The sequence below is a fragment of the Planococcus shenhongbingii genome (genome assembly GCF_030413635.1).
Classification (GTDB): Bacteria; Bacillota; Bacilli; order Bacillales_A; family Planococcaceae; genus Planococcus; species Planococcus shenhongbingii.
Window position 1 is genome coordinate 1848635 of the sequence record NZ_CP129235.1, and the last position, 23464, is coordinate 1872098.

The window sequence follows — 23464 nt, forward strand, 5'->3', positions numbered from 1 at the left end:
TTATTACACTCGTTTTAGCTGTTCATTCAATCATTTGGATTGGACGAGATGATAATAAAGTCGATTTTTACAATTTACAGTACCTAGGAGGATCAGACAATGATTCATAAATTCACCAAGAGAGCCAACCAGATGAAACCTTCGGATATGCGGATCATCTTAACAGCTGGAGAACAACCGGATTTGATTTCTTTTGCCGGTGGTCTTCCGGCCCCAGAACTGTTTCCTATGGAGGCCCTGAAAAAAGCAAGTGAAGCTGTTCTGACTGAAGATGGACCGGTTGCCCTTCAATACAGCCCGACCGAGGGTCATGCCCCGCTCCGCAGAAAAACGCTTGAGCGAATGGAAGCGATCGGCATCCAGGCGAATTTGAACCAAGTCATGATCACATCCGGTTCCCAGCAGGCGATTGACTTGACGGGCCGCCTTTTTCTGGATGAAGGAGATACGGTCATCTGCGAAAGCCCGACTTATCTGGCGGCGCTTAACGTTTTCAACCTCTGCAACGCCCATATTGTAGACGTTGAGATGGATGAGAACGGCATGATTATGGAAAGGTTGGAAAAGAGGCTTCAAGAAAATCCCCAAGCAAAATTCATCTATACGATTCCTGATTTCCAGAACCCGACGGGTCGCACGCTGAGCCTGGATCGAAGAAAGCGGATGCTGGAGCTGGCTCAACAATACGACGTATTGATTTTGGAAGATAATCCGTACGGTGCCATCCGTTTTTCCGGAACACCAATTCCGCCGATCAAGCATTTTGATAAAGAGGGCCGTGTTATTTACATGAGTTCTTTCTCTAAAATATTCGCACCGGGACTCCGGCTTGGCTGGATTTGTGCCGATGAAGCGATTATCGAAAAATACATGGGATTCAAGGAATCCGCAGATATGCATTCCGATGGCTTTGCGCAGCGGATCACTTCGAAGTACATGGAACAGAATGATATCGATGTACATATCGAGAAGATCAACGCCGCTTATCGCGACAGATGCCAAACGATGTATGAATGTGTAAATCAGTACTTCCCAGAAGCTGTTTCCTGTGTGAAACCGGCAGGCGGATTGTTCATTTGGGTAGAACTTCCTGACACCATCGACTCCAGAAAAATCTCAATAATTGGCCTTGAAAAAGGTGTGGCTGTGCTGTCGGGAGATGCCTTTTTTGCAACCGGCTCAAAAAGAAATGCGCTTCGGCTAAACTTCTCAAATACTTCAGAAGAGCGAATCATTGAAGGCATGAAACGCATCGGAGAAGTACTTCATCAGGAATTAAGAATAGAAGCTGCGGTGAAATAATCCGTCTTTTTCCAGAGAGCTTCGGTTTGAACATTCCGGTTTGGAATCAGTAAAATGCGACTAGAGTTAGTGCTCGTCATCAAATCCGCAGTATAAAAGCAGCGGCTATGAACTGAATAAGGCTGGTAATATGAGTTAGCAGCAAATTAAAGTGTAACCACGAATCAACCTCGTCTTTATCGATTTCGGATAAAGGCGGGGTTTTTTATATTTTTACAGGGGAGTGGATCGTATGAGTGTACTTATTGGAGGAGCATGGCCGTATGCGAACGGGTTGTTGCATTTCGGGCATATCGGCGCAGCCACAACAGCGAACTGCTAGGAGCGTATGGGAATTTCATCAACCGAAACAGATGTAAATAAGTTTTGAACAGCTTTTTCTTTCCCTTTCGTCTTAAAAGATGTGCCTTTACGAACGGTCAGAAAAAGGAGAGTTTAGTGAAGGCTGCACCTCCACTAAACTCTCCTTACAGGTTCTCTTCAATATGCATAAATTGAACAAAAATATACATAACGGCGACCAGAAGCACAACAAGCAAAGCCAGTAACCCCACTATTATGGATACATGGGTGGAATGAAAGCGCTGCTCCTGAATTTGTTTTCGTTTCCTAAAATATTGAACCGCTGCATTTATGATGACACCAAAACCAGCCACGCTGGATAGGATAGTAAGCAGAATAGCCAGAAAATCACTTATCCGATGACTTTTCCCGATGGTTAAATGCAAAGAGACTGTTAAGAAGCCAATTCCTATGATAGCTATGGCGGTTCGTAACCAGGCTAAATATGTGCGTTCATTGGCCATATGCTGCTGAGCAAATTTTAGTTGATTTTCTTCGTGTTCTTTTTTCTTATTTTCGTTTTCCATACATTTTAAACCACCTAGATTAAGAAGTTATTTCATATGAACAAAAATCTTAAGAGTTCTTCAGTAATTTTAAAAATTTTACATTTGTTAATGCATTGGCACCCATTCAGAAGGGATTTACAGTTCCATCACGAAATGGCCCTTCGCCATCTTCTGGTTCTTTGATTAATTTCTAAAAACTTTGAATCACTCGGGTTATTCGTCTCGGGGTCTCTTTATCCTTACCGACTCTCATTCTTTACCCTTCTCTTTTTCTAATAAACGCAGGCAATCTTTTAGGTTCGTATCCAGTGAGGATATAAACAATGAAAAGTATGATTGCGGCTTGGCACTCCTTATTTACGAATTCCCCTGAAAAACTGGAGTTGACTGGAAAATTTGTGCATTTTCCGACAAACAAACGCTAGGCGGACGAGAATGCTTAGTGTTTTGCAGAAATGATGTAGTTAAATTATTGGAAAGGCTGCTATTATTGATTAAAAGGTTGGAAGAAGAGAACCTCTACTTCTATCGTATTAGAATATGAAAACTGAATTTAGCCTATTAGTCATTATGCATCATTTAAAAGTGCAGTTTTACATAATACAAATTTTCAAGAAATAGGAGTGCTTAAGATGTTTGAAATCCGAGAAGCGGACGGGAATGATGCTGAACAACTAGCGGAAGTAATGAGGAGTGCAGAGGAATCCGGGTATATGCTGTTTGATCCGGGCGAAAGGGAAATTGTGCTTGAATCGTTTGCTGCATTCATCGAAGCGACGAACCAGCAGGAAAAATCAAGGATCTTTATCGCCTGTGAAAAGGAACGCATTTTGGGTTACCTGATTGCTCAAAGCGAAAAGCCAAAGCGTATTTCACACCGGGCGTATCTTGTGATCGGCATTCATAGCGATAGCCGTGGAAAGGGCATCGGAAAAGCCTTGTTTTCGCATATGCTGGCTTGGGCCAAGAAAGTAAATCTCCATCGGCTGGATTTGACCGTGGTTGCCGAAAATGAGGCGGCTGTTGCCTTGTACAAGAAAATGGGTTTCGAAATTGAAGGGATAAAAAGAGATTCTCTCTTAATCAACGACCACTATGTGGATGAATACTACATGTCAAAGTTAATTTAATCTGCATCAAAAGTAAAAGGTTTCGGATGTATCTTATCAGATGTATAAATGGACTTTTTTATTTTACCTGCTCTCTTTAAATCATTTATAAACCTTTGTTCTGCAGGTAATTTTTCGGTAACCACGTTACCACTCTTTGCGCAGTGGATTAAGGACTTTTCCACTGTCATCATAAAGTGTTATATCAGCAGGAAAAGCCTCTTTTAACCCACTTGGCAATTTCTGATACCGGACGAAGGTTTCGGCATTGGACACGGCAGCTGTAAAACCAAATTCTTTATCTGGAGATTCCGCAACGATATGATCAATTTCCAACCCGGGATTTTTGCCGATGAGGATGCCGTACATTCCCTCACTTGTCTGGATATCAACGTATTTAACAAGATTAGTACCCCAGCCTGAATTCGTGATTTTGTACTTCCCGTTCCATCCTTTCACCAATCGGGCGTAGCCAATACTATGATCATCAGTTTCAAATAACACAATATGAGTATTCGTTTGGTTGATTGGGGTGATTCCTAATATGTTAAACTCAAAACCCGTCTGTTCTCCACTAGTTTGCCAATCTGCCAAACCAGTATGAATCGCATCTTCTTCTGGTTCAATGGCATATTGATTCATATAAAACAAGGTATAAGCCACGCCTAGAATCAGAATAAATGAAACAGCAAACACTACTATTTTTCTCATTTTTAATGCCCCTTTGGAATTTTAATTAAGAAGTATTATTTCTACGTTCTGTATATATAGTTTCTGTTTCGTTCTTCAATTTCATTTTCTCCATTCATTATAGCAATTTATTTCCAGTGATATTCCATTTTTTAATTGGTTCTTTACTGTTTACATTAATTCCGAAATTAAATTATTGGCAACTAAGTTATATCCGAAACTTCATTACAATGAATTCCAGCAAGTTCACTAGAAAAAATGTTACGTTAATAGGCTGTTCTGAAAGGCTTTAATATATGATTTACATATCACAACTTAGCAGAAGGGGACTTAACATAATGTTTATAAAGGAAGAGGTAATTTATACAAGTGACCAGCTGGTCATTCTCGATGCGGACTGTAAAAAAGATCAGGTCATCGTTTTATTGAAAGGCAGAGGCGAAAATATCGTCGAGTTAAACGGCAACAAGATTCTGACCGGGCGCACAGGATATTCGAAGATTCGTTTTGTAAAAGACCATTTTTGTCTCTTGAACGATTCAACCCTCTCTTTTTACACACTGAGAGGGGAATTGGTTTCCGAATGCGATGTCGGCAACGATATCTTTGAGCTATTTCCCTATAGAGAAGGAGTTCTTTGTGTTTATGCCGATGAAGGTGTGTTCGGAAAGAAGCTTGGTAAAAATAGATTAAATTACGCAGCACCATTCCATAAGCCCGAATCTTTTATTGACATTGCACTCCAAAACAAACTATTATACGAAGTTCTTTTTGCACGTTATAAGCCTTATGCATGTCTGAGCTGGGAAACCCGGGAACTGCTCTTTTTGAACGAGCAGCTTGAAAAAGAAAATACGCTGGAAATCCCTTTTAATCCTGGCAATGTCATTGCCTTTGCCTTAACTCATGAATTCGGGGTGTTTATTGAAGAGAGCAAGCTGTGGTGTTGGGAATTCCAGACCACGGGACATGTTTCGGAATCCCTGAGAGCGTTCCCCTATGCGACAAGGGCGATTTTCCAGCGCCATGATTTTTTGTTTCTTACCATTTCGGATTACGAGGTGCGTGCTTTTAAACCATTCGTTAACAGATAGTAAAAAGGGGAGCCCCTAAAGGATTTGGTTTGGGAAAGATGCTTTTATGTACGGTTTATGGGGAATAATTGTATTGGTTTAAAAAGGGAATTTCATGCGGTAAGAGGAATTAAAAGAGAGTAGGGAAAGCATTCTCAAAACGCTGCCTAAAATAGTTTGTTATGGCAACGATCCTTTTTAGTTAAAATGCGATGATACCTTTTAATCGGGCCTTCGCTCGAATGGAGTAATAGAGCAGAAAAGTTCTGTTTTGTCACAGTAATTGAAAAATGTTGGTTGAGGATTAGAAGAAACGGGGGCTTTGATGAAAAAATTTTATGCAATGTTGATTGGCAGCTTTCTGCTAGCAACCATTTTTTGTGTATTTGGACAAGGAATCGCATACTTTTTGAGTGAATACTTTGTATCGCTTTCGCCAATTTATTACTTAACAGGGTTGACTATTTTTGGCATCCTTCTATACCTGGCATCCGGTTTTTTGCTATTTCGTTTATTCACGAAACAGGAAGCTGTTTCAAAAAATCGTGAGTTTTATTTGTTGATTTTATTCACAGTAGCACCTAGTGCATCCACTTGGTCTTTTTTTGTGACGGTCATGTGGTGGGGATAGAGTTCAGTCAGCCGCTTAGTGAAAACTGGCTGCGTCATTAAGCATTTGCATAACTTTAATTCATCTCTATATGAAAGTGTTAGTAAACCTGCATTATTATAGAAAAAGTGAGAAGGGGAAAATATGGCTGAAATATGGATTGCAGAAGAAAAAGTTTCAAACAAGTTTTTAGAAGAGTTAGGCCATTATATAAGGTTCGACGGAGAATTAGAATCTGCATATTTCATCGGTGCTGATGGAGAAGGTTATGTAGAACAAAACAAAAATTTTTTACTGGAGTTTCTACTTTGCCAAAACAGGTATCCTTTGTTCATTACTTTTATTGTGTACGAGGAACAAACTGGCGAATATCGGGCTTTTTTACATGAAAATAAAATTGATTTCACGTTAAGCAGCCTTGAAGAAAAAAGGACTTATTATGATTTCTCTGGGAAGCACCAATATCACCCGCCTTGCTTTACTGCAAGGATCACTGATTCGGATTCTTTAGCTTTTTTGCTGAATAAAACATACTGGCTGGCCGCCGAGAATGAGTTTTTCTCAATTTCTTTTTCCGACAATTTACTGTTCGAATTAGGAGAAGTGGTTGAGTGGAAGAGAAAAAGAAAACGGTCGATTGCAAGTTTCAAAATCGGGCAGGGAACCACCTTTATGACCATTTTTCACGACGGGGCAGGGTTCTACTTATTCTCGAACGAGGAGAAATATTTCCTTCTGGAGAAACTCATTTCAAACTTGCCGAAAGATACAGTGATCACACAGATAAATGATACGCTGGTAACTAACCAAAATTCCGAAGAAGAATAGTGCCTATTTAAAGCCCCCTAGTGAAATGGACAGCCACTGAAGCTTTAAGGGCGTTTCCGATTAATGATAAAATCCTACACTTTGACTACATATATTCAACGCATGTAGATCAAAAAATAAGAGCAGTTTTAAAAAACCTCTGAAAAATTTTCAGAGGCAACTAATTATTATGCCGTTTGTTAACTTCAATCGAAATGAACTCCGGCAAATAGTTGGGAGTGCATCCTTTTGATACGACTTCGTCTTTGTAGAGACCCGTTTTCTCACCCAGTTTAATGCAGCGTGCGCGATTCTTTTCATCGTAAACGCCTATCCAGCCTGCGGTGAAATTCATCGCCCATTGAACTTCCGGTTCTTCCTGCGTAATAGCAGCTTCCATTACAGCTAGCAAGTCTGCGGTGTTATCAGGCGGGGTTTGTCCCGTCCATCTCAATCGCCCTTGATAATACCAGAAAGCTCTTCTTTGTAGAGCAGAAGGACTCTGTTGCCATGACCCCATCACTGCCAGGGTCTTCTTGTCTTTGGTGAGCTGATTCGCCATTAGCCAATCCATTAAGTTGTTGCGCTCATCAAATGTGTGCGTCTGCATGTCCTGATCAAGCTCATTCAGCACCTCTGGTGAAAGAAGTTTTTTGTCCATGATTAAGATTGCTAACAGGCGGGGCAAAAACGCTCCGGTTGACCAAAGTTCCATCGCGAGTTCGTGGTCTTTTTTAATGTCCTTCGCGATTTTCCGTAAGTCGCCTAGCTTCGTGTGACTGGTGATCTGAGCGAGAATGTCTTCTGCTGTTGAAGAGCGTTTGATTTCAGTGCCTTTAGTTTCATTCATTTTATAAAACTCCTTTATTAAAGCTGTTCCCACCCATAAGACAAGAACAACGTCTTTAATATAATCATAACATTTACTTCCTTTTAGTTGGATGCGAAAAGAGCATTCCTTTGTAAAGAAACTGTTTGAATGAATAGTAAAATTTGGAAAAGGGGTTTTTAAATGAGAAGAGAAAAATGCCCTTGCTGCGGGTATCCTACATTACAGACAAGAGGAGATTTTGAAATATGTATACTTTGTGATTGGGAAGACGAAAACCATGATGAACTTTCTTCAGCGGAAGTTTTCGGAGGACCCAATGGAGATTATTCGCTCGAAGAAGCAAGAAACAATTTTCAAAAGAACTTTAATATGTACAGAGAGAAGAATGATTTTGATGCCATTATAGTCGGGAAGAAAAAATTAATAAAAGCTTATGAAGGGTGGGAAAAAGACAAGCAGGCAAATAGAAAAGAAAAATGGAATGAGATCCGCAAGTTAGAAAATGAGCTGAATTTGCTTTCTTGATTTTACGTATAACGAATTTGGAAAAGCTGCTTGCATCCAAAAAGAGATCCGAGGCCGATCCAGGCACAACTTTTCGTCTTTATTGGATGCCCTCATGGATTGTTGTAATCAATTTAAGGACTGGATGAAAGAAACATGATTAAAAGAAAACGTCAAAAAGCCGTTCAGTTGCCTGAACGGCTTTGGAGATTCCACTTGAACGGTTAATCCATCGGTCAAATCGCGGTTTTTATTCCAAAACCGACCAGTACTGCACCCGCCGTCTTTTGGAAAACCTTTTGGAATTTCGGGTCATTCAGCCATTTTTTCGCTAAATCCATGAGGTTCACCAGGAACAAGAACCAAGTGACAGCCAGCAGAGTTAAGATGAATGCCAACACCATCAATTGCTGGTTTACATTCCCGCTTATGTCGATGAATTGAGGCATAACCGTGATATAGACCAACACGGTCTTGGGATTAAGAACATTGCTCAGCAACGCTTGCCTGAAGGATTCTTTGTTGTGCCGAACGGAAGAGGCAGCCGGCTTGCGTGCCTGTTCCTGAATTTCCCCTAAAGAAAATCCGCTTTTCGAGAAAAAGCTTCTGATTCCTAAATAGACTAGGTAGGCAGCTCCTATATATTTGATCAAAGTGAAGAGAACGATCGATTGGGCAATCACTACCGCTAAGCCCAGAACCGCAATCAAGGTCCAAAAAGAAAGACCGGCTGCCATTCCGAGCGTCGTATAATAACCGGCCTTAGGTCCGTGCCGAAGCGTATTTTTCATCAGCAGCATCGTGTCCGCCCCAGGTATGATCACCATCATGGCAGCTATTGAAATATAGGCAAACAAATTATCCACAGCAATTCCCCCTAATAGAAAATGAAAAAAGTAATTCCAGTAATTTTACATGGTTTGAAAATTTAAAGCAATCTGACTAAAAAAACTTTATATGAAAAAAGTTCAGAAGGAAAAAAATTCAAAACTGGTTGACTTTTAATTCGAGCCTATTGTATGATAATTCCTAATGGTTCGACTGATTGAAAATTTGTACATTTAAAAGTGAATAGCACTCTTATCAAGAGCGGCGGAGGGAATAGGCCCTGTGAAGCCCGGCAACCAACAGAATAACATTCTGAAAAGGTGCTAAATCCTACTGATTCGATTGAATCGGAAAGATAAGAGGAGGATTTTCTGCCCTCTTCTTAATTGAAGGGGGCTTTTTTATATTTTGGGTTCAAGAAAGGAGAGCAGTTGTATGTGTAAAACCTAGTAAACGAATCTGTTAAGTAAATAAAATTATAAAAAGAATTATTAAAAATTATGTCGGGAGGAATTTAGAATGAAGAAGATTATTGCAGTTGTGTTGTTGCTAGTAGGTGCGTCGTTTATCTTGGGGGCTTGTTCAAATGCACAAGGAAAAGAGCAAGGCGCGTTGAAAAAAGTAGTTCTGGATTATGCCTATTACTCGCCAACGAGCTTGGCTTTAAAGGAATTCGGATGGGCAGAAGAAGTTTTTGAGAAAGAAGGCATCGAAGTGGAATGGGTTCTGAGCCAAGGAAGCAATAAGGCATTGGAGTTTTTGAATTCGAAAAGCGTAGATTTCGGATCCACTGCGGGAGCAGCTGCGTTAATCGCAAAATCGAATGGCTCACCCATCGAGTCCGTCTATATTTATTCGAAACCAGAATGGACTGCGCTGGTAGCAACGGAAGATTCACCAATCAAAACAGTCGAGGACTTGAAAGGCAAGAAAGTTGCCGCCACTTTAGGAACGGATCCCTACATCTTCCTTCTGCGTTCACTTCAGGAAGCAGGCCTTTCATCGAAGGATTTGGAGATTGTGAACTTGCAGCATGCGGATGGCGCCAATGCCTTGTTAACTGGCCAAGTTGATGCGTGGGCGGGCCTTGATCCGCATATGGCAAGAGTTGAAGTGGATTCCGGCGCAAACTTATTCTCGCGTGACCATGACAAAAATACATATGGCACGTTGAATGTCCGGTCGGAATTTGCAGAACAGAATCCGGAAGCTGTAGAAAAAGTAATTGAGGTATATGAGAAAGCGCGGAAATGGGTTGTAGAAAATCCGGATGAAGCAGCAGAAATCTTGGCAAAAGAAGCAGACATGGAGTTGGAAGTGGCTAAGAAAAGCATCGAGCGAAATGATTTCTCAGATCCCATTCCCGGCGATAAGCAAATCGAGGCACTTGAAGAGGCTGGCGCTGTCTTGAAGTCGGAAAACGTGATTAAAGGCGATGCAGATATTGAAAAAACAGTTAGTGAATTAATTATTGACCGATTTGCGAAAAAAGTGATCGCAACGGAATAGGGGGCGAATTGGATGACGATCAACGCTAAAACTAATGATTTTCCGATAGAGAAAAGTAGTAAGCCGAAATCCCGCACGGATTCAAATAAGTTTAGAGGCCTGGTACTCGGGTGGATATTGCCGATCGTTCTTTTGGTCTCTTGGGAAGCAGCCGCACGTCTTGGCTTGATAGACACCTATGTTTTTCCAGCCCCTACCATAATTTTTCAAAAGATTGTAGAGATGGCTCAAGACGGAACCCTTTGGGGGCATATCGGCATTACTTTTCTTCGCGTACTGATCGGGTTTTTTGCCGGGACTATGCTGGCCCTTGTATTGGGTTCTTTTGTGGGCTATTTCAAGTGGTTTGAACAGCTTGTGGATCCATTGATCCAAGCATTCAGATCGATTCCTTCCCTTGCCTGGGTGCCCTTATTCATTTTGTGGATGGGAATTGGAGAACCGTCCAAAGTACTGCTGATTGCAGTGGGTGTTTTCTTTCCGGTTTATTTGAATATCGTCTCCGGTATTCAAGGTGTAGACCGCAAGCTGATTGAAGTTGGGAAGATTTATCACTTTACTTCGTTCCAGATTGTGCGCCGAATCATTTTGCCAGCATCTCTGCCGTCTTTTCTTGTCGGCTTGCGCAGCGGCGTCGGCTTGGGCTGGATGTTCGTTGTCGCTGCTGAACTGATGGGCGCAGGGCAAGGGCTCGGCTATTTACTGGTTGTTGGCCAGAATACATATTCGCCTGAGCTCATCATGGCAAGCATCATCCTTTTTGCCATACTCGGGAAGCTGACAGACGCTTTATTGAAATCGCTGGAAGCGCGTGCCTTGAGATGGCAGGATAATTTACAGAACCAACAATAAGAGGAGGTGTCAATATGCTGGAAGTGAAAGAGGCTTCAAGGACATTCAATAACGGACTTGCAGGATTTAAGAATCTATCGTTTTCCATTCAAGAAGGTGAGACGGTTGGAATTCTGGGAACGAGTGGATGCGGGAAAAGTACCCTTCTCCGGGTGTTGTCCGGTCTGGATAAGGATTTCGAAGGAGAAATAAAAATAGCTGAAGCGGGCGAACAGCCGATTGGCATGATATTTCAGGAACCTCGGCTTATGCCCTGGCTGTCGGTCAAAGACAATATTTTATTCGGAAACAAAGATGTAAAAAATGTAGAAGTGCGGGATTATTTGGATCTGGTAGGGTTAAGCGATTTCGGGGATTATTATCCGAAAGATTTATCAGGGGGAATGGCTCAAAGAACCGCTATTGCCCGCGCGTTGATCGGGCAGCCGGCTGTGCTGCTTTTAGATGAACCTTTTAGCGCACTGGATGCATTCACAAAAATGCAATTGCAGGACTTGTTATTGGAAATTCAAAAAAAGCAGCTTTCCACGATGGTGGTGGTGACGCATGACATTGACGAAGCGCTGTATTTATGTGACCGCATCTTCATCCTTGGCGGACAGCCGGGTTATCTGCAAGCGGAATTGACAGTGGAAGCTGCAAAACCAAGAAATCGCGGAAGTGCACTTCTTGCAGAAAAGAAATCAGAAATACTTAATCTACTACAGAGTAAAAAGGTGGTCGAGTAAAATGGCAAACAGTACAATTATCCAACCAAATAAAGGGCATTATAATATCGCGGAAGAATTACCATCTTGGGAAGATTTCTCTTGGAAAGATATAGAGTCGAATTTCAGCTGGTCCCAAACAGGAAAAGTGAATATGGCATATGAATGTGTAGATCGCCATGTCGAAGCAGGATTTGGGGAAAAAACGGCCCTCCATTATATTGGAGAACAGGAAGAATACAAACTTACATATCGTGATTTGAAAGAAAAATCTGATCTATGGGCGACGGTGTTAAAAAAACGCGGGGTGAAAAAAGGAGACTTCGTATTCGTGTTTTTGCCGAAGCACCCCGATTGCCATATTGCCATGCTTGCAGCCATTAAACTTGGTGCTGTCGTCGGGCCGCTTTTTGAAGCATTTATGGAAGATGCCGTAAAAGAAAGAATCCAGGATTGCGGAGGCACTTTTTTAATCGCATCACCAGAACTGGTGAAACGGGTCCAGCGGGAACAATTGCCGTCTTTGACAACCGTCTTTATTACCGCTGAACCGGAACAATGTACAGGAGATGAAATTTCTTTATTTGAAGAAGCAAGGAATGTTGAAACAGAAGAAAATATTATTGAATGGGTGGACCTCGATCATGGATTGAATATCCATTATACAAGCGGTTCGACCGGTAAACCGAAAGGGATCATCCATGCACACCGGGCGATGATCCAGCAATACATCACCGGGCGATGGGTGCTGGATCTAAAAGAAGGCGATATTTATTGGTGCACGGCACATCCGGGATGGGTGACCGGGACCGTCTACGGAGTATTTGCCCCATTGCTGAACCGCACGACGACTGTCATTCACGGGGGCAGATTTGGCGCGGAAGAATGGTATAACATCTTGGAGCGGACGGGTGTAACGGTCTGGTACAGTGCGCCGACGGCCTTCAGAATGCTGATGGCAGAAGGGGATAAACTGATTAGCAATTACGACCTATCAAAAATCCGGCATATTTTAAGCGTGGGAGAACCGCTTAATCCGGAAATTGTGAGATGGGGAATAGAGACACTTTCAAACCGCATCCACGATACGTGGTGGATGACGGAAACGGGAGCCCAGTTAATCGTTAACTTACCATCTGAAGCGATCAAGCCCGGATCAATGGGAAAACCGTTCCCAGGAATTGAAGCGGCTATTTTAGGGGAGGATGGAGAAATTCTGGAAGCTGGAGCAGTCGGCCAATTGGCTTTAAAAGCAAACTGGCCTTCTCTTATGCGGGAAGTCTGGAAAGACCCAGCTAAATACTCCACGTATTTCCCTTTTGATGGATGGTATTTATCCGGTGATTTGGCAACGATCGACGAAACAGGATATGTCTTTTTCCAAGGAAGAAGTGACGACATGATCAACTCTTCGGGGGAAAGAATCGGGCCATTTGAAGTTGAAAGCAAGCTGATTGAACATCCGGCGGTTGCCGAAGTGGGCGTTATTGGAAAGCCGGATGCCGTAAGAGGGGAAATTGTGAAGGCCTTTATTGTCTTAAACAAAGAGTATCAGGAGAGTAAGGAATTATTAGAAGAATTGCGCTTATTTGTGCGCAGCGGGCTTGCTGCCCATGCTGCTCCGAGGGAAATTGAATTTCTCGAAGAGCTGCCCAAAACCCCGATCAGCGGAAAAGTGCTTCGCCGCGAATTAAAAGCCAGGGAAGCTAAGAATAGTTCAGATCTCTTGGTTAACAAGTAAAGAACTGATCAATGATTCGATAATGAAAAATCGAAATATATGAGACACATTGAGTAGGAGTTGTGTTTACAGTAACGCCTGCTGCAAAAAAGAATGTATTTCAATTGCCCAATATTGTATTAATGGTAATGGCAGAGCGAATTGGAAGAGAACAGTCCGGATGCGCAAAAAGATGTTTTTTGGAATCATTACCAGTTAATAGCCGGCCTTAAGAAAAAAACATTTTCTGTTTAGAAATTAAACTTTTAGCATTAGACGAAAAAATATTACTGGGGGAGGAGAAAGCATGATTTAAAAGCAGGGGCATATTTTTGTTCGTAAACGTTTAGGAGAAGAGGGAACGTTCGTAAAGTGTTTAGGCACATTTACGAACGTTCTTTTTATTCTTTTTACAGCCATTTTGAAGCGTTCGGAAACGTGTACTTTTACGAACGGTTTTTTCTACGAAGACTTAACATACTTATTAGAGAAATGCTATCTAAGGATTAATCAAAATCCTTTGTCTGTTAAAGCGTTTAAATGTATGTTATATTGTTTGCAAATAAAATTAACAGGAGGCGTGGAATGGAAAACATTCAAGGGATTATTTCGAAAAACTTGGCCAATCTACGGAAACGAAGAAACCTTACACTCGATCAGGTTTCTGAAGCAACCGGTGTCAGTAAAGCCATGCTGGCCCAAATTGAGAAAGGGAAATCGAATCCGACCGTGACGACTTTATGGAAAATCGCAAACGGCCTTCAAGTTTCCTTCACTTCCTTCATGACGGAAAGTGAACCTCAAGTCAACCAAATTAGTCTGACTGATATTGAACCCATCACGGACAATGAAGGCAATTATCGGGTCTATCCTTTTTTCCCTTTTCATCCGGATAAAAAATTCGAAATTTACATGACCGAATTGGAACCAGGTTGTTTTCATCTGGCCAAAACCCATTTGGGGGAGGAATACATCATCATGAAAAATGGGGAATTGACCATGGATCTTAAAGGTCAGCTCTTTACATTAAAATCAGGGGATGCCATTCAATTTTCCGGTACGGTTCCACACAGCTATAAAAATGAAACAGCAGAACCGGCCAGCTTTTTTATGCTGATGTTCTATCCTGAAAATGAAATCTGAAAAGACGCGGGCTAAACATAAGTGATTTATCCATGAGGAGATGAAAAGATGAACGTACTGATTGTGTATGCACATCCTGAACCGCAATCGTTCAATGGAGCGTTAAAGGACTTGGCAGTTTCAGAATTGACAAAACTGGGTCATCAAATAAAAGTATCGGATTTGTACGCCATGAATTTCAAGGCGGTTGCCGACGGCGGTGATTTTCAGCAGCGGCAGGACGAACGCTTTTTGAAATATGCCGTTGAACAGAAACATGCGGTCAAAACTGAAAGTTTTTCACGCGATATTGAAGAAGAACAGGAAAAGCTGGTGTGGGCCGATTTTGTTATTTTCCAGTTTCCCATTTGGTGGTACTCCATGCCAGCCATCTTAAAAGGATGGTTTGACCGGGTGTATGCTTCGGGATTCATCTACACCAGAGAAAACAGGTACGATTCGGGAGGCTTAAAAGGAAGAAAAGCCATGCTTTCTGTGACGACTGGAACGCCCAAAGGGGCATACATGCCGAACGGGATGGATGGCGACATTCATGAAAAAATCCTCTATCATATCAATCATGGCATGCTCTACTTTTCGGGCATGCAGCCAGTCGAGCCATTCATCTCATGGACACCGTCACATGACGAAGAGGAACGGAAAATGTATTTGGAGGCGTACAAACAGCGGCTTCATTCTCTATCCGAACAACCCATCATTTCGTATCATCCGAAAGCCCATTACGATGAGAATCATCAATTGAAGAAAGAATACCAATAAAGCAATCGCTCTGCACTTTAGCAATGAAGGTATACTTTATTTTTTATAGTTTTTATGAAGGCAGTGTGAAGGAGGAAACACATGAAACCTTTCCAAGCGGATTTACTAATGCTGCTGGTGACAATCGGATGGGGATCGTCTTATTTGTTTATGAAAATAGGAATTGATTCGCTTGGGGAATTCAACGTAATAGCGCTTCGATTCGGATTGGCATTTGTGCTGGCGGCGGGCCTCTTTTTTCGGCGATTCAGGGAAATTGATTGCCTTACCTTAAAATATGCAGCAATTCTTGGATTTATTCTATTCATCGTTTTCGTGTTAATCACGTTTGGATTGAACACGACCACCACGTCAAATGCAGGTTTTTTGGTCAGCTTGACTGTGGTATTTGTTCCGCTGATTACGGCTTTCTTATTGCGAAAAAAAGTTGAATTGAAAACGGCACTGAGTGTGATTCTTGCCATTACAGGAATCGGCTTCCTCACGATTCAACTGCCTTTGGTGTTTAATAGGGGCGACTTATTCTGTATGGGGGCTGCGCTTTTTTATGCCGCGCATATTATAGTGGTAAGTTCGGCAGCCAAGAAAGTAGATCCGTTAAACCTAGGGATTGCCCAGCTAGGCTTCACCGGTTTGTATGGGTTGATCTTTTCATTTATTTTCGAAGTGCCTGCCTGGCCCAGTACCACAACTAGCTGGCTTGCGATTCTTGCCTTAAGCATCTTTTGCAGTGCCATCGGATTCATTTTACAAATCATCGCCCAAAAATACACGTCACCGACACGCACAGGACTGATGTTTTCGTTAGAGCCGGTTTTCGCAGCTTTATTTGGTTATGTATTTGCACAAGAAATATTACATGGCAAAGGATATATCGGGGCAGCTCTTATTTTACTCAGTGTTGTCTTGTCGAGTAGCCAAAAGAAGAGCAGTCAATCAAAGCGAACAAGTGATATGCGAAACAGTGGACGGAATTTATCGCAATGATATATAACTCGTCAATCACTAATATAAATCAGTTTACATATCATGGCGTTCACGGAAATGGTTAATGCCCTCAGTCCATAAGAAAAGAACTGTAGAATGATACCTACAGTTCTCAATGAATGTCCGACGATCATCAAGTTTGAATCCAAACAGATAAGAAGCTTCAAGTTGTACAACAGTCCTAATGCTCATTAAAAAATGACTGCTGTTATTTTTAAAACTTTTTCCCGTCTGAAATCGTTACTTAATCCACTGCACAATATCCTTCATGTCTTTTCTTCCTCTAGGGAATTCAGGCTCATTTGCTCGGTAGCCAAACGCAACCATAGTCGATACAGCTAAATGACCATCCTCCAGTAAGTTTTCTTCCTCAAGAAGCTTTTGTACTTTATCACGATAAAACCCTTCTATTGGGCAAGAGTCAATTCCGAGTAACGCTGCTGCAGTCATCATATTGGCAAAGGGAATATAGGTTGACTTTCCAGCCCAATCCAACATTGTACGCTCATTTACTAGTGTATTTTGTTGATTTTCTTGGAAGTCCTTATACGCGTCTTTAATTTGATCATACATTTCAGCAGGGTATCCTACAACATTAAGCCATTGGTTTTTTAGATATTCTGAGTCGTACTTTGTATCCTTGATGGTTCTTGCAAGAATGATAACGAAATGGCTTGCAGTGGGCAGGGTGCCTTGTGCGCCCGGAGAAATTTCTTTTAGCTTTTCTCTGAATTCCGGGTTTTGAATAATGAGGAATTTCCAAGGCTCATAGCCACCTGAGCTTGGTGAAAGCCGGGCTGCTTCTAAGATGACATTAAAGTCATCCTCTGAGATTTTTTTTGTTGGATCAAAGGTTTTTATAGCACGTCTAAAATGAAACGCATCCAGAATTTCTTGTCCTTTTATTGCTGTTTGTGTCATGTTCAAACACTTCCTCTTAGTTGTATTTAGGCAAGCTAGCCTTTACTGGCCTTTCCATTAATAAGAAAAAATAGTGCGCTGCTATTTTTCTTATTTTTGAAGCGCTTGACCTATTCATCCAGTTGTCAAACAGTAAAAATGTAAAATGTAACATCTTTCGCTTAAACAACAGATGTTGTACACTAGATACTATAGGAAAGTTCATTTAGTATCAATCGTCAGGTTTGGTGTTTTATCGCTTAAACAACAAACACGTTAAATTGTTGTCTATGTAGAGGAAAGGGAGCGAGAAATATGGAAGCGTTGAAAGTAGATCCACGCATTATACGGACCAGAAAGTTGTTAATGGATGCTTTTATGAAAATAATTAAAAAGAAGGAGTTCAAAGACATTACAATAAATGATATTGCGGAGGAAGGAACCGTTAATCGCGCCACTTTTTATTCTCATTTTCAAGATAAGTACGACGTGATGGATGCGGCCATTACAGAAGATATAGAAGAAAGGCTTATTAAAAACTTGAGTCAATACGATAGGTTGAATGAAGAGACCATTGTAAAGGTTTTTTTGACATTAACTAAGTTTCATACAGAAAGAAGCGAAGAATTAAGTTCACAATGCAGAAGGAGTTATGAATCCTTTTATTCCATCATTGAACAAAAAGTAAAAAAAGAACTGGAAGAATTAGTTTACTCTCTCCTTGTAAAGCAGCAGCCGAAGCTGGATTCGGAAGCCTCAAAAATTGGTGCCGCTGTGTTGAGTTGGGGAATATACGGAGCATCTATAGATTGGCAACATAATAGTTCGTTATCAGCAGAACAATATATTAAAATAGCCTTACCTTTTATCGTGACGGAACTAAATAATCTTAAAGGATGATTATTGACCATGTATTTTTTCACCATATCCATTGGACAGCACAGTACTGGCGCTGGCAATGCTTCCAGATGATAAAGCTGCTGGCTTTTTAGGCTCATTCTATCTTGCTTATGTCGGTCTTGTTGACCGTGCAGCACTAAAAGCAGGTGAAACGTTACTTGTATTAGGGGGATCCGGCCGAACAGATGCAGCGGCCATACAATGGGAAAAATGCAGTGCAACCTCTTAGTAACACTGATATTAGAAGTTTTTTGTTTTTTGGTCAAGGGGAGATTAATTGAATTCAAATAAATTGTAAAATATTAAATAGGATTTGGAGTTATCATAATATGTTTAGCAGTAAAAAAATTTACATTTTTAGATGAGTTTGTAAAATACTGTAGTACACTATAAATAGGGTAATAATATAGGGGTGAGAAGAATGTCAGCACTTAGTAATGTAGACTTAGAGAAAGAATTAAAGAGTACTGAACATATAAGGATTTATCCTTTAACAGTTAGTAATATTAAAGGGAGTACATATAACTTAACTGCCAGTGACTATGCATGGTCTCTATCTACAAAAGAAAGTATAGTAAGCAATGGAGTAATAAAAATTCCGAAACATGATACAGGCATAATAGCTACTAAAGAAGTAATTTGGGTGTCTGAAAAAATCTCTGGCACATATCATTCAAAAGTTTCTATTGTAACAGCAGGTGGGGGACATATTGGTACTACTCTAGATCCTACATGGATGGGACATTCAATAATTGCAGTACACAACCATACTGATGATTTTTTAGAAATAGGTGTTGACTCAACTTTTGTATCAATAATGTTCCATTACCTACATTCTCCATCAACTAAAATTCAAGATAATTCTTTAAGCCAGATTGACCATCTACACCAATTCAATCTAACTAGGACTCAAAAAGCTTATTTTGACACATCTTGGAAAAAAATCCCTGAAGATTTACAAAGAAAAGTTAAAATTGATACTGGTTATAAAGAATTAGAAAAAAATATGAAAAAAGATTACAATTTCAAAGCTTATTTTAGTATTTTTATAATTGCAGTAATAATCCTTAGTTGTCTATATGGTGCATCTAATGTTGATAAGGATAGTTTTTGGCATATTTTGCTACTTTTCATTCCTAATGCTGGTTTTTCTGGTATACTGGTTTATTATTTCATACAAAATAAAAAATAAGGGGTTTTATAATGACTAAATTGCTTATAAAAAAACTACATCCAAAAGCAAAATTACCTGAGAAAGCTCATCAAACTGATGCAGGATTTGATTTATTCTCTATTGAACAAAAGGAAATTCCAGCAGGAGAGACTAGACTAGTTAAAACAGGTATTTCATTGCAATTACCTGCTAGTACAGAGGCTCAAATTAGACCTAGAAGTGGTTTGGCTCTTAAACACAGTATTACTGTATTGAATTCTCCAGGAACCATAGATGAAGAGTACAGAGGGGAAATTGGTGTTATTCTCATTAATCATGGGAAAGAAACATACATAGTAGAAGAACATATGAAAATAGCTCAAATGGTTATTAAGCCAGTTCTGCATGTTGACATTGAAGAAGCAACTGGTGACTTAACAGATTCTGATAGAGGTTCAGGTGGCTTTGGTTCTTCTGGGTATTAATAAAGGCATTTAGAGGCTGTACTCAGTCTCTTTTTTTTGTAGGAAAAAAGGGGAGTATTATGTGAACAGAAGTAGATATATTGAATAGCTTAAGAATAATACTAGTAATTCTGACTATACAATGGGGAAAATACAGATCAACACTTTAAGTATTTTTAGTTTTACAAAGTCCTACATTATCAGTAAATTTTTATAAAAAATAGATCAATTAAACTTTTTTGAATAAAATGTTATAATTATGGTCTAATGACACATATTATTTATTGAAAAGTAAAAGCTAGAGGTGGTCAATTAATTGTCTCTTCAACTTGTGCAATCAACTATAAAAGAGTTAGAAGCTGAGAAGTTTTCTATTCACAATATTGTTAATAGAGTGTTAAAAATAGCTCATCAGAGAAAAGATTTAAAAGAAATTATTTATTTAAAGTTAAATAAAGTATCCATAGATGATGAAAAAATAGTTGCACTTTATGAAGAATATAAACCATTGGCAACAATAATGAGAGTATCTTTAAAACAATATAGAGAAATATTTATTGATGTAGAAAGTACATATAAAAAGCATAGAATGGTTGACTGGCATGTTTCAGATACAAAAGGAGTAGTAGAAGATCATATAGTTGGTCTTTCAATAAGTGAACTTACTAATAGTATTTTTCAACTGGAATTGCTCTTGGAAAAGAATCAATTACCAGAAGGATTACATACTCTTGATCTGTATTATGAAAATTTGAAGAAAAGAAAAATTGATAATATCTATATAAATCAACTTGGTAATTGTAGATTAATATTAAATAATATCAGAGACTACCTTATTGATTATTTAATCAATTTGGAAAGTGATATGGTTAGAATTGAGGAGATAGAAGTAATGAATGCACAAGAGGAATTAACTGCTTTAATTGAAAATGGACATAGGGTAAAACATGAATGTTACACACCTGCTGAGTTTGGTGGGGGTTTCATTACTGGTATTGAATATAATTCATGGATAGAAGAATGTAAGATGTTCCTCAAAAAGTATGTTAGTGATACAGAAATTCTCAGTAGTTTTTCAAAAGCATCTGAAAGGGCTGTTGGAAATGGTGAAAGCCACTTTAATCAAATGACTGCAATATTAAATTCATTGAAGAAATATGATTTGGATGCAGTGGTAACTCAAAAGGATGAAGTGAAAAGTGAAAAAATTGATAAGATTTTTATAAGCCATTCATCAAAGGATATAGAATATGTATCAGCTTTAGTAGATATTCTAAATGATATTGGTATAAAGAAAAGTGATGAATATATTTTTTGCAGTTCTTTACCGGGATATGGAATACCTTATGGAGAGGACATATATGATTTTCTAAAGCAGGAACTCAAGAAAGAAAATATAATGGTTCTGTTTGTTCTCTCAGATAATTATTATGATAGTGCCCCTTGTTTAAATGAAATGGGAGCTACTTGGATTACTTCAAAACAATACAACTCAGTATTGACTCCTAATTTTAATTTTAAAATGATTGATGGAGCAATTAATCCAACTAAAATCAGCTTTAGGATGAATGATAAAGATGGAGTTAACAACTTCAGAGATACTTTAATAAAAACATTTGAATTAGACAAAGTTGATTATAAAATTTGGGAAAAAGATAGAAATGTTTTCCTTGAAAAAGTTAATATTCTAGCAGAGGCTGAGATGAAAAACTTTAACACACAAGTTCAACTTGAAAATGTAAGAAAAGTTGAGGAAGATGTGGAATTACAATTTAGATTTGTCAATATCACTGAAAGAGAAATTGAATTTAGATATATAGATATTGAGTTAATAGATAAGTTAGGTAATAAATTTCATACCTCAATAGATGATTCAATTCTTGATGAGTTCAGACTTCATCCAAAAGAGAACAAGGTAATAAAATGGAGGGTTAAAAATGACACTCCTTATCTTGCAAGAAGAGATGATAGAGAAAAATCAATAGTAACTTTTGAAATATAGGATTTATTAGAATTAGAGTATAAGAGGATTTTGATTGGCAGACAGGGGGGCATAAAGCTTCCTCTGTTTTTCTTTACTCTGAATTTCATTAGGTAGTAGTACTGTAGGTGGTTCAGATTATCAGAAGAGATTATGATAATTAATTTTTAGTTAAAACTTTTGGTTTATCTATATTGCCTACCTGATTCCTAAAAAATAGGTTAGATATTTATTTTACAGATCCTGCCAGCCTTAGGTATATGGCATCCCCATAGGGGGGGGTTATGCTTTTTCTGACAGTTTCTATACCCTGACATTAATCCACTGAACAAACAGCTCACAATCAATCCTCAGGACAATCAGAACCATCTCAAAGTCTATACAGTGTATTACACTGCTTAGCCAGTTACTGAACTACTTAGATAAACAGCATAGACAGCAACTCTCAGTACAATAAGGCTCAGCAACAGTCTGCAATTAAATGCTACAGTAAATGCTCTGTTGATCTAATAGAAATACTTAAGAGTTCAAAAGTACAGTTGCTCCTCAGCCAATAACCTCATACAAAAAAGACTCCTGCAATTAAGCAAGAGCCTCTACCTGTTATATTCCTATTGATATTGTTGATGTAACTTTATCAGCCTCAGTCTGTGTAATTCCAATGTATCTGAGAGTAACTGTCTGAGAGCTGTGATTAAAGATGTACTGGAGCAGTGACAGGTCTACTCCCTGACTGTAAGCCATGTACCCAAAGGTCTTTCTAAGGCTATGACAGCTTAAAGTTACCCCTACCATATCTCCTGCATGGGCTACTATTCTGTGAGCCTGTACCCTGCTTATAGCTTTATCTCTGTCTTTGTTACTAAAGAATAAGAAGTCCTCAGGCTGTAAGCTGTTAGCCTCCACATAATCCCTGATAAGTAACTGTAATTTAGGATTGAGGGTAGCTATCTTTTCTTTCCCTGTCTTAGTCTCTCTGTCTTTCCAAAAACCTGCTAAGCTGTCTTTAACATTTGCTTTTAGAATATCTGAAATCCTGAGTCCAGTATTCAAACTGTAAGCTAATAGCAAATACTGCTTAGTATCCTTTTTATAAACTTCCATCAGGTCTTTAAGTAATTTAGGCTCTTTAATGGGCTGTGCAGTATTCATAAAATCCCCCTCAAATAAAGTAACAATTAGTTTCAATATGTTACATTTTTGTCTATATATATTAGTTTAACATATAGAGACTGCTATTAAAGGGTTTTGTAGGTAACATAATTACATTGTGTTACATTATTTGAGGTTTTCTAATGATCTGCTGTTTACTTGAGCAATCATATTATAAGGGAGCAGGAGTAAAAGCAGAATCCTGAACATAGGAAAGATAACCTCATATAAACTCCATTAATCTGTAATCTCTCTATGAAATGCCTCATTTTAAGCTTTTTCTTAACATACAGTATCCTGTCTAAATACTGATAAGCCTGTACAGATTACCTGTGCTATGGAGTTAGTCACAGTCATCCTCTTTATTTTCTTTTACTGTCACAGTAATTCACTGATAGGAGAGGGATAAATCCAGCTTATATATTTAACTTTTACCTACCTTTGGTAAAGAAAGAGCAGGAGGGAAGGCTCTACAAGAACTGTTTCATGGGTTTTTAATCTTTTTAGATATTCACTAAAGTTACATCAATGCTCATTATCAGTTTCTTTAACTGTTTATATCCTACTAATTCTACTTAGTAAAAGTATTTGAAAACCCAGTCATACCAAGGGTTTCAGAGCCTTGCCCTTA

Annotated in this window: 23 protein-coding genes and 1 riboswitch; of the genes, 17 read left to right on the forward strand and 6 right to left on the reverse strand. The window is 39.3% G+C overall.

The features are described from left to right. The first annotated feature begins 99 nt into the window (after positions 1-99). Positions 100-1302 carry an aminotransferase-like domain-containing protein gene (locus tag QWY16_RS09235; protein WP_300992946.1) on the forward strand — a complete coding sequence of 401 codons (1203 nt, stop codon included), beginning with the start codon at positions 100-102 and terminating at the stop codon, positions 1300-1302. Between the two features lie 467 nt (positions 1303-1769). Here the strand turns inward: QWY16_RS09235 and QWY16_RS09240 are convergent, their stop codons facing one another. Further along, positions 1770-2171, reverse strand: a complete 402-nt coding sequence (locus QWY16_RS09240) for a YidH family protein (RefSeq protein WP_300992949.1) — start codon at positions 2169-2171, stop codon at positions 1770-1772. 614 nt (positions 2172-2785) lie between these two features. Between QWY16_RS09240 and QWY16_RS09245 the strand changes: the two genes are divergently transcribed. Next, entirely contained in the window at positions 2786-3283 is a 498-nt protein-coding gene (locus QWY16_RS09245) for a GNAT family N-acetyltransferase (RefSeq protein ID WP_300992952.1), read from the forward strand. A gap of 126 nt (positions 3284-3409) precedes the next feature. On the opposite strand, the gene QWY16_RS09250 is transcribed toward QWY16_RS09245, so the two are convergent. After that, a complete protein-coding gene (locus tag QWY16_RS09250; protein WP_300992955.1) occupies positions 3410-3973 on the reverse strand; it encodes a hypothetical protein in 564 nt (187 codons plus the stop codon). Between the two features lie 317 nt (positions 3974-4290). Here QWY16_RS09250 and QWY16_RS09255 point away from each other — a divergent pair, with 317 nt between their 5' ends. The 3 genes from QWY16_RS09255 (at position 4291) to QWY16_RS09265 (ending at position 6463) form a co-directional block, all read left to right on the forward strand. Further along, positions 4291-5046 carry a hypothetical protein gene (locus tag QWY16_RS09255; protein WP_300992958.1) on the forward strand — a complete coding sequence of 252 codons (756 nt, stop codon included), beginning with the start codon at positions 4291-4293 and terminating at the stop codon, positions 5044-5046. Between the two features lie 304 nt (positions 5047-5350). Then, positions 5351-5656 carry a hypothetical protein gene (locus tag QWY16_RS09260; RefSeq protein WP_300992962.1) on the forward strand — a complete coding sequence of 102 codons (306 nt, stop codon included), beginning with the start codon at positions 5351-5353 and terminating at the stop codon, positions 5654-5656. A gap of 123 nt (positions 5657-5779) precedes the next feature. Then, a complete protein-coding gene (locus tag QWY16_RS09265) occupies positions 5780-6463 on the forward strand; it encodes a hypothetical protein (protein ID WP_300992965.1) in 684 nt (227 codons plus the stop codon). Between the two features lie 160 nt (positions 6464-6623). On the opposite strand, the gene QWY16_RS09270 is transcribed toward QWY16_RS09265, so the two are convergent. Further along, positions 6624-7292, reverse strand: coding sequence for a DNA alkylation repair protein (locus QWY16_RS09270; protein ID WP_300992968.1), 669 nt, complete (start codon positions 7290-7292; stop codon positions 6624-6626). Positions 7293-7454: 162 nt separating this feature from the next. On the opposite strand from QWY16_RS09270, the gene QWY16_RS09275 reads away from it, so the two are divergent. Further along, positions 7455-7799: a CPCC family cysteine-rich protein gene (locus QWY16_RS09275; protein ID WP_300992971.1), complete on the forward strand. Its 345-nt coding sequence runs from the start codon at positions 7455-7457 to the stop codon at positions 7797-7799. 215 nt (positions 7800-8014) lie between these two features. Here the strand turns inward: QWY16_RS09275 and QWY16_RS09280 are convergent, their stop codons facing one another. Continuing rightward, on the reverse strand, positions 8015-8644 hold the full coding sequence (locus QWY16_RS09280; protein ID WP_300992974.1) for a homoserine/threonine efflux transporter: 630 nt from the start codon (positions 8642-8644) through the stop codon (positions 8015-8017). A gap of 211 nt (positions 8645-8855) precedes the next feature. Continuing rightward, a riboswitch (SAM riboswitch) is annotated at positions 8856-8968 on the forward strand. Positions 8969-9125: 157 nt separating this feature from the next. On the opposite strand from QWY16_RS09280, the gene QWY16_RS09285 reads away from it, so the two are divergent. The 7 genes from QWY16_RS09285 (at position 9126) to QWY16_RS09315 (ending at position 16283) form a co-directional block, all read left to right on the forward strand. Continuing rightward, positions 9126-10115, forward strand: coding sequence for an aliphatic sulfonate ABC transporter substrate-binding protein (locus tag QWY16_RS09285; protein ID WP_300992977.1), 990 nt, complete (start codon positions 9126-9128; stop codon positions 10113-10115). A 12-nt stretch (positions 10116-10127) separates the two neighbouring features. Beyond that, a complete protein-coding gene (locus QWY16_RS09290; protein WP_300992981.1) occupies positions 10128-10967 on the forward strand; it encodes an ABC transporter permease in 840 nt (279 codons plus the stop codon). A 14-nt stretch (positions 10968-10981) separates the two neighbouring features. Further along, positions 10982-11695, forward strand: a complete 714-nt coding sequence (locus tag QWY16_RS09295; protein ID WP_300992984.1) for an ABC transporter ATP-binding protein — start codon at positions 10982-10984, stop codon at positions 11693-11695. Position 11696: 1 nt separating this feature from the next. Further along, a complete protein-coding gene (acsA, locus tag QWY16_RS09300) occupies positions 11697-13415 on the forward strand; it encodes an acetate--CoA ligase (RefSeq protein WP_300992987.1) in 1719 nt (572 codons plus the stop codon). Between the two features lie 564 nt (positions 13416-13979). Beyond that, positions 13980-14537, forward strand: a complete 558-nt coding sequence (locus QWY16_RS09305) for a helix-turn-helix domain-containing protein (RefSeq protein WP_300992990.1) — start codon at positions 13980-13982, stop codon at positions 14535-14537. A 48-nt stretch (positions 14538-14585) separates the two neighbouring features. Beyond that, positions 14586-15296 carry an NAD(P)H-dependent oxidoreductase gene (locus QWY16_RS09310; RefSeq protein WP_300992992.1) on the forward strand — a complete coding sequence of 237 codons (711 nt, stop codon included), beginning with the start codon at positions 14586-14588 and terminating at the stop codon, positions 15294-15296. 81 nt (positions 15297-15377) lie between these two features. Continuing rightward, positions 15378-16283, forward strand: a complete 906-nt coding sequence (locus QWY16_RS09315; protein WP_300992994.1) for a DMT family transporter — start codon at positions 15378-15380, stop codon at positions 16281-16283. 240 nt (positions 16284-16523) lie between these two features. Here QWY16_RS09315 and QWY16_RS09320 read toward each other — a convergent pair whose 3' ends face one another. After that, positions 16524-17204, reverse strand: coding sequence for an NAD(P)H-dependent oxidoreductase (locus QWY16_RS09320; protein ID WP_300992996.1), 681 nt, complete (start codon positions 17202-17204; stop codon positions 16524-16526). A gap of 294 nt (positions 17205-17498) precedes the next feature. On the opposite strand from QWY16_RS09320, the gene QWY16_RS09325 reads away from it, so the two are divergent. The 4 genes from QWY16_RS09325 to QWY16_RS09340 all read left to right on the forward strand — a co-directional run bounded on the left by QWY16_RS09325 (position 17499) and on the right by QWY16_RS09340 (position 21702). Next, entirely contained in the window at positions 17499-18083 is a 585-nt protein-coding gene (locus QWY16_RS09325) for a TetR/AcrR family transcriptional regulator (protein WP_300992998.1), read from the forward strand. Positions 18084-18504: 421 nt separating this feature from the next. After that, positions 18505-19275, forward strand: a complete 771-nt coding sequence (locus QWY16_RS09330; RefSeq protein ID WP_300993000.1) for a dCTP deaminase/dUTPase family protein — start codon at positions 18505-18507, stop codon at positions 19273-19275. Positions 19276-19286: 11 nt separating this feature from the next. Further along, the gene (gene dut, locus QWY16_RS09335; protein ID WP_436837172.1) at positions 19287-19721 is read left to right on the forward strand and encodes a dUTP diphosphatase; all 435 of its coding nucleotides are present in this window, start codon (positions 19287-19289) and stop codon (positions 19719-19721) included. Between the two features lie 295 nt (positions 19722-20016). Next, positions 20017-21702: a toll/interleukin-1 receptor domain-containing protein gene (locus QWY16_RS09340; protein ID WP_300993002.1), complete on the forward strand. Its 1686-nt coding sequence runs from the start codon at positions 20017-20019 to the stop codon at positions 21700-21702. A gap of 582 nt (positions 21703-22284) precedes the next feature. On the opposite strand, the gene QWY16_RS09345 is transcribed toward QWY16_RS09340, so the two are convergent. Further along, entirely contained in the window at positions 22285-22833 is a 549-nt protein-coding gene (locus QWY16_RS09345) for a tyrosine-type recombinase/integrase (protein WP_300993005.1), read from the reverse strand. Positions 22834-23464 lie beyond the last annotated feature (631 nt).

What these genes read in the sequence shown, in the direction of transcription:
- QWY16_RS09270 (WP_300992968.1), bottom strand. Translation starts at nt 7,292, where the DNA reads ATGAATGAAACTAAAGGCACTGAAATCAAACGCTCTTCAACAGCAGAA.
- QWY16_RS09285 (WP_300992977.1), top strand. Translation starts at nt 9,126, where the DNA reads ATGAAGAAGATTATTGCAGTTGTGTTGTTGCTAGTAGGTGCGTCGTTT.
- QWY16_RS09245 (WP_300992952.1), top strand. Translation starts at nt 2,786, where the DNA reads ATGTTTGAAATCCGAGAAGCGGACGGGAATGATGCTGAACAACTAGCG.
- QWY16_RS09255 (WP_300992958.1), top strand. Translation starts at nt 4,291, where the DNA reads ATGTTTATAAAGGAAGAGGTAATTTATACAAGTGACCAGCTGGTCATT.
- QWY16_RS09290 (WP_300992981.1), top strand. Translation starts at nt 10,128, where the DNA reads ATGACGATCAACGCTAAAACTAATGATTTTCCGATAGAGAAAAGTAGT.
- QWY16_RS09265 (WP_300992965.1), top strand. Translation starts at nt 5,780, where the DNA reads ATGGCTGAAATATGGATTGCAGAAGAAAAAGTTTCAAACAAGTTTTTA.
- QWY16_RS09310 (WP_300992992.1), top strand. Translation starts at nt 14,586, where the DNA reads ATGAACGTACTGATTGTGTATGCACATCCTGAACCGCAATCGTTCAAT.
- QWY16_RS09235 (WP_300992946.1), top strand. Translation starts at nt 100, where the DNA reads ATGATTCATAAATTCACCAAGAGAGCCAACCAGATGAAACCTTCGGAT.
- QWY16_RS09345 (WP_300993005.1), bottom strand. Translation starts at nt 22,833, where the DNA reads ATGAATACTGCACAGCCCATTAAAGAGCCTAAATTACTTAAAGACCTG.
- QWY16_RS09305 (WP_300992990.1), top strand. Translation starts at nt 13,980, where the DNA reads ATGGAAAACATTCAAGGGATTATTTCGAAAAACTTGGCCAATCTACGG.
- QWY16_RS09320 (WP_300992996.1), bottom strand. Translation starts at nt 17,204, where the DNA reads ATGACACAAACAGCAATAAAAGGACAAGAAATTCTGGATGCGTTTCAT.
- dut (WP_436837172.1), top strand. Translation starts at nt 19,287, where the DNA reads ATGACTAAATTGCTTATAAAAAAACTACATCCAAAAGCAAAATTACCT.
- QWY16_RS09325 (WP_300992998.1), top strand. Translation starts at nt 17,499, where the DNA reads ATGGAAGCGTTGAAAGTAGATCCACGCATTATACGGACCAGAAAGTTG.
- QWY16_RS09260 (WP_300992962.1), top strand. Translation starts at nt 5,351, where the DNA reads ATGAAAAAATTTTATGCAATGTTGATTGGCAGCTTTCTGCTAGCAACC.
- QWY16_RS09250 (WP_300992955.1), bottom strand. Translation starts at nt 3,973, where the DNA reads ATGAGAAAAATAGTAGTGTTTGCTGTTTCATTTATTCTGATTCTAGGC.
- QWY16_RS09295 (WP_300992984.1), top strand. Translation starts at nt 10,982, where the DNA reads ATGCTGGAAGTGAAAGAGGCTTCAAGGACATTCAATAACGGACTTGCA.
- QWY16_RS09240 (WP_300992949.1), bottom strand. Translation starts at nt 2,171, where the DNA reads ATGGAAAACGAAAATAAGAAAAAAGAACACGAAGAAAATCAACTAAAA.
- QWY16_RS09275 (WP_300992971.1), top strand. Translation starts at nt 7,455, where the DNA reads ATGAGAAGAGAAAAATGCCCTTGCTGCGGGTATCCTACATTACAGACA.
- acsA (WP_300992987.1), top strand. Translation starts at nt 11,697, where the DNA reads ATGGCAAACAGTACAATTATCCAACCAAATAAAGGGCATTATAATATC.
- QWY16_RS09315 (WP_300992994.1), top strand. Translation starts at nt 15,378, where the DNA reads ATGAAACCTTTCCAAGCGGATTTACTAATGCTGCTGGTGACAATCGGA.
- QWY16_RS09330 (WP_300993000.1), top strand. Translation starts at nt 18,505, where the DNA reads ATGTCAGCACTTAGTAATGTAGACTTAGAGAAAGAATTAAAGAGTACT.